This is a genomic window from Bythopirellula goksoeyrii (assembly GCF_008065115.1).
Lineage (GTDB): Bacteria > Planctomycetota > Planctomycetia > Pirellulales > Lacipirellulaceae > Bythopirellula > Bythopirellula goksoeyrii.
The window spans coordinates 2,565,778-2,579,953 of sequence record NZ_CP042913.1 but is presented as its reverse complement, the minus strand read 5'-3'; the positions used below and the strand labels follow the sequence as shown (position 1 = coordinate 2,579,953).

Sequence of the window (14,176 nt, the reverse complement as noted above, 5' to 3'; positions counted from 1 at the left end):
GGGATGTCCGACTTACTCACCCGTCACCTACTCACCTCACAATTCTCATATCCCAAAAGTTGGGGAATCCAGGTAGCTTTTTCAACCCAGGAATGTTTCCCCACGAATGGGGCCAAAATACGCAGACGGCATCGCCGGTCATCAATCGTGCATCTAGATAAGCTCCCCCCGGAACGGCGTTTGGATCATTCCCGTGTTTCCAAAGGCGGCAGTCGAGGCTTTCGGGGCTGTTGTCTCCCATGACAAAATATTGCCCCTTCTCCACGGGGAATGTGCGTTTGTGACGCGTGAGGAAGCGGGGCCACGTGTCGGGGTCAGAGAACATCTGACGCTCATAACTCAGCGGCGGAAGGACCGTTCCGTCCGCTAGTTGGGCCTCATCGTCGGGATGATCGTAGTCGAGGTGATAGCCCATTCCGCTCCACTTGGCTCGAACCGGTTTATCGCTGGCTCGCGCAGAAATGTAATAAATGTCTCGCAGCACTTCGATATGGTTGATGGTGAGCGAAGCACCTCGGGCACCGATACCGATCGGAGAAAGATCGCCGGGGTCATCCTCTGAGGTCTGTGGAATGGCATTCTCGCGGCCGCCAAAAAGCTTGTCGGCATCGTACGTCGCTGCGCCCTCGCCATCCCCGAACAAAATAAGCTTGTCATCGACCCACAGCATGAGTTGATCATCGACATTGGCAAACTGCACTCGAAAATTGCCTGCTCTGGAGAGTGGCGTTTGGGCAGTCGCCGTAAATTCTGAAAGCCCGTCGATGCTTAGAGTCGCTATGCCCGTCTTGAGATCGATCTGGCAAGTAAAATGCTTTCCTGCCTCGACGAGGTCCAACAGCAATTCACCCTGGGCCTCATGAATGTCTACGTCGAACAAGACCCCGAGGTCCATGACCCACTCCATTCCCAACAAATGGGGTTCCATCTGCAGGGGTCCACGATTCATGAGCTGAGCTCGCAGGATGCGGGCATTATAGGGGTTAAAATCGCTGATGAGTTGTGGTCGAACGCCCTCGATCCACTGCTCCTTCGTGGTTCCCACAAACTTACCCTGGTCGGCATAGCGGCGGGCGACGGTCCAATCATTGTCGTCCGGCAGCAGGTGTTGATACCGGAGCCATGCCACGGGCGCGTCTGCTGGGGAATCGGTAGAAACAAACTTGTGTCGTTGCACGATGTTGGAATCGTCCTTTTCTACTTCGGTTTGCCAGCCTCCGTTCGCATCGCTCCACCGCAAGGGCCAGCCGGCATCATAGAGGATCGAAGGATCGTAGTCCGTATCATGCACTGGCTGGAGCATTGCCTTCACCTTGTGCGGTGGTTTACGCTCGATGTGAAATTCTGAACCCTCCTCTTCGGGGCGGATAAAGATATCTCCTTGATAGACTTGCAGAACTTCTCCCGGTAAGCCAACGAGTCGCTTGATGTAGTTCATTTCACCGTTACCGGGGAACTTGAATACGACGACTTCCCAACGCTTCGGATCGCGGAAGCCAAAGCTGTATTTGTTGACCAGAATACGGTCACCGGGATAGCTCGGTTCGTCGACAATATGTGCGGAGTCCACCGATGGTGGAAGGCCAAGCGGGAGATCGTCGCTGCGGTAGAGCATCGTCTGCCGACACATGGGGCACATGCCCGCGATCACTTCGGCTCCGGCGATCTCTCGTTCCAAATGCATCCGCTCCTGAGGAGTCACGTTGGGCTGGCGAAGGCGGGCCATTCGCGCATCTCGGTCTTCTCCCTCGGTGCTGGCCGTCGTACGAAAACGGTAGCCACACTCGCTGCACTCCACATCCTTATGTTGACCCAGCAGGGAAGGGGACATCGAACCGGTGGGGATCACAAACGCTTCGGCTTCGAAGGTGCGAAATAGGAATGCCAGCACGAAGGCAATCACGATCGACTCGATCGTCTCGCGAAAAGCCACGGTGCTACTGCTCGACGAGCTAATCTCTTCGCGCGCTGGCGCACTAGGCGGAGAACTACGGTATTTGGGTGTTTTTTTCTTGGCCATGAATTCAGGGGGAGAGGGTTCAGTTCAGCATCAATATAGGTAGGAGCTAGATTCTATTCGCTTGCGAACGGGCAATATAGTCAAAATTCCCAAACACGGGAAACTTGAATGTCCGCAGGGCGAGAGGTGCTAGCGGACACCCAGCGGCCGACCAACCAAGAATCGCAGCGGAAGGGGCCCCCAATGGCGGCTGTCGAGCGAGATCGGCACATTGTCTCCCAGAACAAAGATATCTCTCTCGCCGAGTGTGACGGGTACCATAGGCTCCTTGAAGCCCTGCGATTCCTCTCGCGATGCATAATATATGTCCCGATAAACCTGCAAGTCGCACAAGGTCACAGAGAGATTCCGCGCTCCCACTGAAAAGAGGGGACGGGGGTCATGAAATTCGACCTCCGCCACCTTTTCTTGTATAAATTCCACGCGTCCCTCGATAGCCACAAGCAATTGCTGGTCGCAGAAGGACAGCTCTAATTGCACTTCGCGATTTTGCAAATTTCGCAAGGCTTCTGTGGAGAGTTCCTTGCGGGAGAGTATCTTTTCACCCGCCAGATATTCCAGGGTGCCCGCACTTGGGTTGAGTTTAATTTCTAGAACTTTTTCGTCAGCGTTCATGCGGATTGCGAAGTCGCCGTTGCCAGTAGTTTGCAATCTCATCGAGAGGCAGAGATCTCGCACCTCGAATAAACGACGTGTCAGGCCGGCATTGTGAGCCGAGTCGTCGGTAATCGGCTTCTTACCTGGATGCTCGTAGCTGAGCCACTGCCAATCAGTTTCTGATTCACAATTCCATGAATTGTTGCGCCACGTCCAACCAGAGCCACGCCACCGATTGGCAGCTGCCGTTTCTTTGTGAACCAAGCTGCGCAAGGTCCGTTGAGTAGCAAGTGGTTTCTTTGCCAATCGACCATTGGTCCAAAGCTCTCCGTCACGAAGTTGGATCGTTTCACCTGGGAGGCCGACGACGCGTTTGACGACCAGGCCTCCTTCTTCCATGGGCGAGGCAAACACGACGGGCTCCCAACGTTCGGGTATGCGATAGGTGAAAGCTGTGCGATCGATGAGGAGGCGGTCACCTCGGTTCACTGGCAACTCAGCCAGCGAGTTTTTTTGAAAGCCGCACTGAGGGCACTCGGCTTCGTCCGCAACCGCAGCGAACTCTGCGCCTACGTCGAACCCATTTTGGCAGCGCTCGCACTGCACCGACGCATGAGGCCCTAGTAGAGTTGGTGCCATGGAACTGCCCGCCACCGTGACCGGCTCAACAAGTCCCATTTCCAACCAAGTACGTAGCAGTATAGCCAAGACGAACGTGCCTATGGCAAGCTTGGCAACTGCAGCAATGGATGTGGTGAATGAAGTTTTCAAAGTGGGAGGAGTTTAGCCACGGATCTGCACAGAGTATTCACGGATAAGTCGGAAGCTTTAAGTCGATGTATGTCCGTGTTTCATCCGTGGCTCAATAAAGTAGCAGGTGCTTTCGGTAGTGATTTTAAACGCAGCATCAAACCAGTTCCATTGTATTTGGGACAGTTCGCAAAGGTACTTTCATCGTAAACAGTCGTGATCGATGGAACAATCATTCTTGATGGAATAACCGGTTGCCGGTCAAGCGCGCATTCGCCACAAACGGTATGCAGTGTATCTTTGTCGGGGAAAATGATGCAAAAAGTCACCGTGATGTTTGCTTATCACCACTCCGTGGGGAATGTTTGCGTGGAGAAATCATTGCTTGCCGACTACGAATGAGCGTTCGTGGCTGGCTGGCCAACATTGCCTTTGGCAAACCACGTGAACGGAGCGTCCCCACCCGCGGGACAAAGCAGGAGATGAAAAAGACTTTATTATTGATAGCGGCAGCCGCGTTGATCCTGAACTCCACCGGCTGCGGTGTTTGTCACAATTTGTTTGGTTCTCGACAGCGTGCCTGTGCAACTCCGATGATGGGGAGCGTCCAGCGCTGTGCACCCGCACCCACCTGTTGCCCTCAGCCGACATGCTGCATGCCGGCATGCGATCCTTGCTGTTCCGATAGTTCTGCAGTGAGCTACGGCTTCGATGGCAGCTCACCAATGATGGGCTCCCCTATGATGGGAACATCGATGATGGGCGTTCCAATGGAAACCGGCGACTGCAACTGTGGGCAGTAGAATCCACACTGCCAGCCCGAGCACCGAGCACTAGGGAAACCCAGCGAAGCAACGAGGGGAATCGTGCGTGATTCCTCTCGTTGTTTAATTCATGGTGGGCAAGGCACAGATTCTGCGTAACTCTGAGTAGACAGTCCCTTCATGGAATTCTTCTTAGCGTCTACCGCTATGCTTTGGGCTGCCATGTCAGGCGACCGCTCATCTGGACCCTTGGTCCTGCCAATTTACCACCAAACTGGCCAAAGGAGCGGCTAGCCGAAGTGGCCGGGAGCGATTATACTCTGCTGCTCTGGTTTGCAGGTTTTGCCTGAGCCGTATGAGCCCGTAGCTCAGTTGGTAGAGCAACGGACTTTTAATCCGTGGGTCGTGGGTTCGAGCCCCGCCGGGCTCATATTTGTTTATGGGGGGTTTTTGAGTTTCGGGGGGCCCATCAGCCTTTCGTTTACCTGAATGTTTACCTCACTACATAGCCGTCCCTGATAAATTCTCTTTCGGCCGAGTCGTGGTAAATTCCGTCGACTTGCTCCTGTTAATTATGGGCTCAGCAGACGGCGTTGGAGGGCCGATTTGAAGTTCAGCAGCGATTCCAGCCGGTTCAAGAGCCGCAAAACGGGCGAAAAAACGATCCAGCGCAGCAGCTTACGCAGATTGTATCCTGCGGCGGCCAACAGCACGTTGATTTGGTCGCCTGCTGTGCCAGTCAGATGGTTGCGACTCAGCCGGTTATCAATCTTCAAGTGACCGATCGTCGGTTCGACCGCCGCGCGACGCTTGAGCATCCGCCGCACCGCGTGTGTTGCCTCCTTGGGAATTGTGTGCACGACATGCACCGTCGCTTCTCCTTTGTAACCGTGACCTCGATAACCCTGGTCGACCATCACATCCTGGGGTGTTTTAGCCGTGAGCCGTTCGATCTGCTCGATCGCCCCGGCCAACGTATGTCCATCATACGGATTGCCGTGCAGGGCCTGCGCGCCGACAATCCAATTGTTCTTGCTGGTAGTCGCAACACTCGCTTTGCAGCCGAACTCGTAACGCTTGTGCGCCTTACCCTTGGCGATGCACTCCACTTCCGGAGCGTGCACACTGTAGATTTTGTTCTTGCTGTTACGCTCTTGGGCAAGCAGACGCTGCGCCAGTGCCAACAACTCGCGCAACGGTTCGTCGGCAATCTTTCCCCGAAACTTACGGGCCTTCCGCTCGATATCTCGCACCACCCGACCCAGGAGCGTTTTCAGCTTGCGGTTCATCTTCGCCGCCCGCCTCATCTGCCTGGCATGAGCGTACCGATGCTGCCAAAACAGCGTCTTCTTCCCCACGAATTGGTAGCTTTGACGCAAAGGGATTCCGAGCGCTTTGGCGTGCCGCACCAAAGCAATCCGCATCTTGTGGTACAGCCGGGCATCGGTCGGAAAGGCAATTGCCTTCTCCTGGACAGTCGTGTCGACGTTCACTCGCTGGAGTTCTTGGGGCTTGAGCGCTTTCATCGCCAACGCAGTGTGGATCGTTGCTTCCAGAAGTGTTTCGAGACGCTCGGCTCCCACTCGCTTTCGCCACTTGCTCATCATGGACGAATCGATGGGCAGCTCGTGCTGCATGTACTGCAACCCACAGAAGTACTGCCAATATGGGTTTTCCACCCACCGGGCCACTACCGATTCGTCACTTTCGCTGAATGTGTACTTGAGGTACATCAGGCCGACCATCAGGCGGGTGTTCACCCCTGGCCGACCCAGTTCGTCGGCGTAGCAGGCATCGATGGCCAGGTCGAACTGCCGCCAGTCAATCCGGTCGGCAAGGAGGTAAAGGGGATGCTCCGGATTGAGAAGTTCGCTCAGGTGCGCGCCAAAGAGTTCACGCTGCGGAGTCGGCGTCTTGGGCTTCATTTTTTGCCAGCTTTCGGGGACCAACGGATCAAAACCTGGCAAATTTTAGCGCCAGCAAAACGCCGTTGCATCCCCACAATTCAAGGACTTCCAAGGTTTTTCAGGGACGACTACATAGACTTTGAGTTCGTCAGCCGATCTGCAATATCTCCAAGAATCCAGAAAAAGCCTCATTTCGGTTGATTGTGGCCGAGGTTTGTTCTAGGAGCGCATTCTGACGCTTTCTCGGGGTTCGATTGTTCTTTCCTTTCGCCTATCCGGCTCCAAAGTCGGTATTGTGAATTCCCATTTCGCGTTCGATGTCGGCAACGTAGCCCGCATTTACCAATGCTCGTTTGGAGCGGCGGTTTGGCACGGGTATGATGGTTTGATCTCAGAAAATTACTCTTCTGGAGAACTTCGGCAATCTGGAATGCTATTGGGATGGAGTTACACCTTCCACCCCCCTATTGAGGAGAATCCCGATGCCTTACTCAGTTAGTACCAGGAAGCGTACCAGTCGCAAGTTGAACCCGCGTAAGAATCCGTCCTTGCAAAAACCCAATGGCGTGATCAGCCCTCGCGTTCACCGCCGCTAGATAGGGTCTCAGCTGCCTAAATACCTCATCAGTATCCCCAGTGGCCCGAGGATGAATGCTGCGATCGTCGAGAGAACGAACAATTCCCTTAGACCAAATTGCCATCGAGGTATTGGCCGGATAGCAGCAGCAATCAATCCTGTTGATAGTACTAGGAACCAGATCGGAAGCCTTATTCCCCTAAAACGTGTACCGTTGGGTTTCATTTCGTTGACGTACTGAAAGCCAAGAAAAGCAGGCATGATCTTTATTTGTGGATTCCCTTGCCTAAGCGGCGTAGTTGTCCAATGCCATCGCGATTCATCAGCAACCTTGTCTACAAAGGACCAACCCTTCCGATCATTTGTACCGTATCCGATTACTCGGTTTGCAGATATTATTGATTCTTCAATGCGTTGCAATTGTATAGAAGACAAGATGAGCCTGGACTCAAAGACTGTATCCAAGTAATACCAACTTCGCACCCACAATGCCGTGAACAAGACGCACAGCACTATGCAAAAGCAAGACAGAAACAATCGTAGCCAAGTGAGCATATTACAGCATATCACTGCGAGGGCTCTCAATAGATGGAGACATCATCCAAGTGAAACATCTTCACACTTTCTCGAGAAAAAGGCAACGAACGTTCGTTTCGATAAGTTCCTCGGCTTTATCGACCGCCGCTACTTATAGGGTATCCCCTGTGCCCATCGGAGCAAAGCAGAAACCCATCTCGATCAGAGTGGAATTTCTGTAAAGAAAAGGGATTTGCAGGGATCGCTTCGAAACTTCGAAGATGGCTGTCCCTATGCGAGCCTGAAGTCGTTCAAACTTTCTCTAGGTGGCTTTTCTATCCCGGAGGGATCGTAGCAATTAGCCGGGGGTTGAGCGTAGCGACACCCCCGGATACGGTAGCAACAAATGCGTACACCCCGGAGGCGTGTCAGATTCTACTCTTCAAATCATTTTCCTTCTTGCAATGTAATAATCGGCGCGAAAACTCTTACGGCGAAGCCGTACCATCATCGTAGCCCAAGGTTCGCAAATGCGAGTTCCGCGAGTGTTTGTGTACTCTGGGATTATGCCCCAACAGATTCCTCGGCCGAGCACAACGCGCTTTTCCCGGCGGCACATTGCTGAGGCCGAAGCAAACCGCGGCATGGTTCGGCCTCGGCGACACTCCGGCGGTAGGCCATGTTCTTCGCTCGGCCGTGACGGGTGTTTCCTCGCAAACCCAGGGTACGCCATTGCTCGCCGAGGCTCGCTCTGGCGAACCCTGGGCTACGATGTGTAACCGCGTTGCGGTAATACGTTCTACTTGCCCCGTGTCGCCGCTTGGCAGAACTAATCTAAAATCCGCGTTCGGCGTGAAACTCCAATAAGCTTGGCTGTCATCCCTCCGGGACGTATATCTTATGTGTGTTCTTTAACCCCGGTTGTCGTCGCCTAGGCTCCTCAAACCGGGGCTAATTGCTTTGATCCCTCTGGGATAAGTTCAACCCATAAATGGTATCCCTTTTTAGAAGTCGTTCACCCACCATGATTCCCGGAAGAACCACTTCAATCAACCGAAAAACACTCAATCTCCAATCGCAATAATTCTTCAGCAACTGTAGTCGCCGAGGCTGGTCTGCGGAGTGGGTCTTTGGAAAGGAGCCGATGCACGAGCGAGGCGACTGGCTTGGGCAAACTTGGAAGACGCTCACGAATACAGGTCGGTTTCGACTCGCGATGCATGCGAACCAATTCGTCGGGCGACTTGGCGCAGAATGGAACCTGGCCGGCAAGCAGTTCGTAGAGCGTCACACCCAGACTATAGAGATCGCTCGTCTCGTCAATCGACAGGCAGGACGTCACCGCTTCGGGGGCGATGTAATTGAGAGTTCCCGTCACTGGGCGGGCTGACCAGTGACGTGCCTCGTTCGCTGCGAAGGCGAATCCTAAGTCGATCAGCGTCGCATGCCCTTCGCGGGACACGATGATATTGCTGGGTTTCACATCCGAGTGGATCATCTTTGCTGATTCATGCAGAACAGCAAGCGCCTCAGCCACTTGCCGCATGATCCATAGACTCATGGGGACGGGAAGTCGAGTGCCTTGTTGCAGAATCTGTGCCAACGTGCAGCCAGGGATTCTCGGCGTGACGTAGTAAAAGGGAGCTTGCTGAACATTGGCCGACAGCACCGGCAAGAGGTGCGGATGGGAGAGTTGCTGCCCAACGAACACCGCGCGACGCTGCATTTCGATTGTTTGTGGGTCGCGCCACCACTCCTTGCGCAATGCTTTGACCACATAGCGAGGCGTCTGGCTCGGCGGGGCGTCGGCAGGCCGCGCGGAATAGACTCGCGCCAATTCGCTTTCACTCAGCAAGTGGACCAACTGCCAGGGGCCCATCCGTCCGATGGCGGATTGCTGGGGGGTGCTGCTATGCGCTGCGAAGTTGGTGGAAACAGTTGACGTACGTTCGGCGGTAGCCATTCTGCAATGTCGTCTTTTCAAGAAAAAGGGTCGAAATCTAGGACACAAGAATTGCGGGACGTCCTGAAATCGTTTGGTTGCTGCCGACCACCAAGGTAACTGCGAGGTGACTCATGGTTGGCGACGGGAGCAAGTGGGTCTACCTCCTCCATCGACCGAAAAGCCTCTGCCACTCGAACTGCATCCCCTGGAGATACCAATGTTTACCGCCTCACGAGTGAATCTGGCAAAGCAAGGCGAGGTTTAACGTCAATTGCCGACGTATTTTGCATGCACTGTGCGGGCAACTGCCGGATCGTCCGTGCCCCCAACAATCGTGCGGCCATCGGCAAATACCGTCAGCAGGTACTGCCCAATGGTGACTCGCAACAGATAGGGATTGGAAGTTACCTGCCCCAGACTGCTAAGCCGTTCTGCTAGCACTGCCATATTGACGGACTCGCCAGCAGCCGGAGAAATCTGCACGGAATTCCTGCCGCACAAGCTGGTAACCGCAGTCCCTTTTTGACCCGTCAGCCAGGGGAACTTCCGCTCTCCACAGGTAGGGCAATCCTCCCGACGGCTCTTCGCCATATTGATCGAACGAATCTGGTTGTTCCACAAGTCCAGCACGTTGAGGTAGGGATTCACTGCTGAGGCGTTGCCGCTACCAAGTTTCAAAGCTTCCATCGCCTGCAGCGAAGCGATCACCCCCACCAAGGGGCCCAGCACACCTGCCGTTTCACAAGTTGGCTGACTACTGGCTGGCGGGGGCTCCGGGAGAAAGCAACTCAAGCACGGAGTCTGACCAGGGATAATTGCCATGGTCTGCCCTTCGGCTCCCACACAGCCTGCGAATACCCACGGCAAGCCAAGTTCAACGGCGATATCATTGAGCAAATAGCGGGTCTCAAAATTGTCCGTGCCATCCACGAGCACATCGATACCCTGAGCCAAGTGACGAATATTCGCCGCGTTGACATCGGCTACCACGGATTCGATCTCGACATCGGAATTCACTTGCGTGAGTCGTCGATGCGCAGCAATCGCTTTGGGCAATTGCTCAGCAGCATCTTGCTCCGTGAACAAAACTTGCCTGTGCAGGTTGTCGAGTTCAACAAAATCACGGTCGACAATCCGCAGAAAACCGACTCCCGCGCGGACCAGCAGGTCGGCTACCACTGACCCAAGTGCGCCGCAACCACAAACTAGCATGCGAGCTTCACCAAGCCGCCGTTGACCCTCGACGCCAAGCGGCGCAAACCGCGTCTGGCGAATGTAGCGATCCGAGATTTTGTCAGCGTCGTCCATGTTCACACTTTACACGATGTAGCCAGCCAAATCGAACTCAGGAGCCAACTCTGTCTGCCAACGATCGCAAAGAGCACGGGCATCTTCGATACTTGAAGCGGTGCCGCTAGAAAGCGCAAACACAGGATTGTCTGTTGTGGCCAGCCACCCAGGAGGCCGCTCTCCTGAAGCCAATTCCACAGCCAACGCTTGGTATTTTACGCTAGAGAACTCTGTGGCAGTGCTGCTAGCCGAGGCCATCGCTGCAACGAGGCTGTGTTGGGGCCATTTCCACCCCCCACCGATTCCGGTCAATTGATCGACTTTCAAGAGAACGAGACACACGGCGGGATACCAATCCAGCTTGCGACAGATGTCTTGCCAAGGCTCTACGACATCACGCAAGTCTGCGATCAAAGGGACGCCCAAACGGCTCGCCGATTCGCACACCGATTCAGAGGGACTACCGACGACAAGTGCCGTTTCCTGTTCGCAGGCCAAACGCATCATCTGGTCGTCAGGCGAATTACATCGCAGCCCGCGCAAGACAATTCGCTTCCCCTGCAAACGCAAGCTACAGCCTTCGACATGCAATCTCTTGATGCCGGTTCGCAAACGTGCAACCTCTTCACTTCCGTCTGCAAGCTTAAGTTTCAGATGCAATTCGTACAAGAATGGCAATTTTGGAGTCCAGTAGCAGGGTTCCATCACCAGGACTTCGGCGGATGCTGCTTTAGCTCCGGCTTGCCTAACAGGCCGCAGTTTAAAATCTGCAGTAAGCGTCTTGGCAAATTCGCTGAACGGCCCTCTGACAAAGCCAGTGACTTCTAGAATCTCCGAATCGCTATACGGTTCGAGCACCAACCGAGCGTCGTTGTGAGTGCAATTGCCAATTCTGATCGTTAGACTGTCTCTCATGGCGCGTCTACTACATCCAATTGTCCTGCGAGAAATCTGCCCGTTGCGGAGTCGGGATTCTCGCTTACTTGTTCAGGGGTGCCACGGGCCACTACGCGCCCCCCCTCGTCAGCTGCTCCGGGGCCTAAGTCCACGATCCAATCAGCGGCCTGCATGATTAGCAGATTGTGATCTACCACCACGAGCGAGTGCCCCAGATCGATGAGCGAATCAAAACAGTCTAAGAGCTGCAAAACGTCTGAAGAATGCAACCCTGTGGTGGGTTCATCAAGCACAAACAGGGTTCGTCCCCGACGTTTGGCCGACATGTAGGATGCCATTTTAAGTCGTTGTGCCTCGCCACCTGACAGCGTATTCGCCGGCTGACCGAGTCGCAGGTAATCCAGTCCCACATCGATTAAGGACTTCATGTGGGAAAGAATCTTGCGGTGGCCACGAAAGAATGCAAAAGCTTCCCGAACAGACAAATTGAGTACTTCAGAAATATTGAGCCCTCGGTATTTCACGTCGAGCACTTCTTGGCGAAACCGTTTTCCCTGGCATTCGGGACATTTCATGTACACGTCGGCCATTAGCCGCATGTCGATCTGCAAGAATCCATCGCCGCGACAGGCTTCGCAGCGCCCCCCATCCACATTGAAACTAAAATGACTCGTCTTGAATCCCCGAGCCTGGGCTTCCGTCGTCTCGGCAAAGAGGGCACGGATCGGGTCGAATGCCTTGATGTAGGTAATAGGATTCGAGCGTGGAGTTCGACCAATGGGACTTTGATCAACCAGCACGGCATCTTCAATCTGATGCACACCGAGAATCTCGTCGAACGGTGCAGGACTATCTACGTCGATGTGAAGTCTTTGGGCAACTGCCGGGTACAAAGTCTGCTGCACAAGGGTACTCTTGCCCGAACCACTCACCCCAGTCACCACGCACATCACTCCGAGTGGAAACTCTACCGAGATGTTCTGCAAGTTGTTGCCACGGGCTCCGTCGAGACGAATGACACCATGCTCCGTCGGACGACGCGCTCCGCGATGGCCCAAGGTTCTACGACCGGAAAGCCAATCCCCCGTGCGGCTGTCGGTACACTGCAACATTTCAGAGGGAGTGCCTTGGAATACTACTTGACCGCCAAACTCACCAGCACCTGGACCCATTTCCACAATGTGATCAGCTCCTCGTAGCACAGCGGCGTCATGTTCGATCACCGCGACTGTGTTGCCCCGATCGCGAAGCCCCTCGATGGCGTCTACAAGCTGGGGAACATCGGCCGGGTGCAAGCCAATACATGGTTCGTCTAACACATACAACATTCCAACCAAGTTCGAGCCCAAAGCCGAGGTGAGCGATACACGCTGGGCTTCACCAGCACTCAGAGTGCGCAAAGATCGCTCCAATGAAAGATGCCCCACTCCCACGCGATCGAGGTACTGGAGCCGGTTGGCAACTTGCTCGATCAGCAGTCGGCCAACCTGTTCCTGCCAGCTTGAGAGTTCCCAGGTAACCAGCCACTGGAGAGCGTCGCGAATCTTCATGCGAGAAATCTCAGCAATGTTCAAACCACCGATCCGCACGGCCAGCGCAGACGGATTGAGTCGCGCCCCTTTGCATGCTTCACAAGGATAGTAACTCCGCCAACGGCTGAGATACACGCGCAGATGCATCTTATATTTTCGACGTTCGAGCCATTTGAAGAATCCAGAGAGTCCGCCAAATTCACGCTCCGGTACACCGTCCTGGAGCAGCGCCAAATGTTCGGGAGAGAGTTCGCTAAACGGGATGTCGACTGGCAGGTGGTAATCCTTGGCGAGCGCCAGTAGTTCCTGCAACTCGTGTTCGTACGCCGGCGTGTTCCAAGGAGCAATCGCACCTTCGCGAAGCGATTTGCTCGGATCGGGAACAACGCGATCCATGTCGATGCCAATCACATTGCCAAAACCTTCACATTCAGAACAGGCCCCCAACGGGTTGTTGTAATTGAGAAGCTGAGGTTCCAGCGGAGGATAGTCGAGATCACAGGTTTCACAACGGAAGAACTGGCTGAAGCGACAACGAAGCCATGGTTGGTCGTCGATTTCGACTCGAACTCCCTTAAGTGATGACTCATCGTCCAAATTTCGCGCATCAATCCATACCAGCGAGGTGCCCCGCCCTGCTTCCTGGGCCGCCTCAAGTGAATCGCGGAGTCGAGTCGTTGCTTCGCCGCTGACCACCACCCGATCAAGAACAACGTCTATCACCTCTTCACTGGCTAACTCTTCCACTGCTGCGGGGCTGAGTTCCACGGAGCGACTGTCCACAATGATGCGTCGATATCCGAGGGCAACGAGATCGGCGATCCACACTTCGACGGGGCGATCCTCGCCTCGCTTCGAGGAGAATCCTACCATCAATCGTGTGCCATCAGGCAGATGCCCAAGTCTCTCGGCGGCGGAGTCGGCCGAGTCTTGACTTACCTTTTGTCCACAATCGTGACATACCACCTCACCGATCCGCGAAAACAGCAGTTGCAGATGTTCGTTGATCTGCGTGGCGCTTCCCACGTTGGCGCGACTGGACCGACCAACGTTTTTGCGGGTGACGGCAATGGAAGGGGGAATTCCTTCGATACTTTCCGCAGCCGGTTTGTCGAGCTGCTCAAGAAACTGCCGCGTGTAAGTGGAAAAGCTTTCAATGTAGCGGCGTTGTCCTTCGGCATAGAGGGTATCCAGCGCCAGACTCGTCTTGCCACTGCCACTGACTCCGCAGAAGGCAATCAGTCGGCGGTGCGGCAGGTCGAGGTCAACCTTCTGCAGATTATTGACGGCAACGCCGCGCAAGGAAATCGTGGAATACGTCACAGGAGCATGCCCAGCGTGCGGTCACGGGTTGTGGGTAAACCCTTGATTATATGCAACT

Annotated in this window: 8 protein-coding genes and 1 tRNA gene; 2 read left to right on the top strand and 7 right to left on the bottom strand. The window is 54.5% G+C overall.

Going from position 1 to position 14,176, the window contains the following annotated elements; genetic code table 11:
* Positions 1-31: 31 nt before the first annotated feature.
* Positions 32-2,020, bottom strand: a complete 1,989-nt coding sequence (gene lepB / locus Pr1d_RS10210; RefSeq protein WP_148073432.1) for a signal peptidase I — start codon at positions 2,018-2,020, stop codon at positions 32-34.
* A 129-nt stretch (positions 2,021-2,149) separates the two neighbouring features.
* Positions 2,150-3,388, bottom strand: coding sequence for a S26 family signal peptidase (locus Pr1d_RS10205; RefSeq protein WP_148073431.1), 1,239 nt, complete (start codon positions 3,386-3,388; stop codon positions 2,150-2,152).
* Positions 3,389-3,765: 377 nt separating this feature from the next.
* Here Pr1d_RS10205 and Pr1d_RS10200 point away from each other — a divergent pair, with 377 nt between their 5' ends.
* Together Pr1d_RS10200 and Pr1d_RS10195 are read left to right on the top strand one after the other, a co-directional pair.
* Entirely contained in the window at positions 3,766-4,170 is a 405-nt protein-coding gene (locus Pr1d_RS10200; RefSeq protein WP_148073430.1) for a hypothetical protein, read from the top strand.
* Between the two features lie 318 nt (positions 4,171-4,488).
* A tRNA-Lys gene (locus Pr1d_RS10195) sits at positions 4,489-4,561 on the top strand.
* A gap of 142 nt (positions 4,562-4,703) precedes the next feature.
* On the opposite strand, the gene Pr1d_RS10190 is transcribed toward Pr1d_RS10195, so the two are convergent.
* From Pr1d_RS10190 to uvrA, 5 genes are all read right to left on the bottom strand, one after another.
* Positions 4,704-6,056, bottom strand: a complete 1,353-nt coding sequence (locus Pr1d_RS10190) for an IS5 family transposase (RefSeq protein ID WP_210417948.1) — start codon at positions 6,054-6,056, stop codon at positions 4,704-4,706.
* Between the two features lie 2,120 nt (positions 6,057-8,176).
* A complete protein-coding gene (locus Pr1d_RS10185) occupies positions 8,177-9,094 on the bottom strand; it encodes a serine/threonine-protein kinase (protein WP_148073429.1) in 918 nt (305 codons plus the stop codon).
* 249 nt (positions 9,095-9,343) lie between these two features.
* Positions 9,344-10,384 carry a ThiF family adenylyltransferase gene (locus Pr1d_RS10180; protein ID WP_210417947.1) on the bottom strand — a complete coding sequence of 347 codons (1,041 nt, stop codon included), beginning with the start codon at positions 10,382-10,384 and terminating at the stop codon, positions 9,344-9,346.
* A gap of 9 nt (positions 10,385-10,393) precedes the next feature.
* On the bottom strand, positions 10,394-11,281 hold the full coding sequence (locus Pr1d_RS10175) for a hypothetical protein (RefSeq protein WP_148073428.1): 888 nt from the start codon (positions 11,279-11,281) through the stop codon (positions 10,394-10,396).
* Entirely contained in the window at positions 11,278-14,118 is a 2,841-nt protein-coding gene (uvrA, locus tag Pr1d_RS10170) for an excinuclease ABC subunit UvrA (protein ID WP_148073427.1), read from the bottom strand. Before uvrA ends, Pr1d_RS10175 begins: the two co-directional genes overlap by 4 nt.
* Positions 14,119-14,176: the final 58 nt, after the last annotated feature.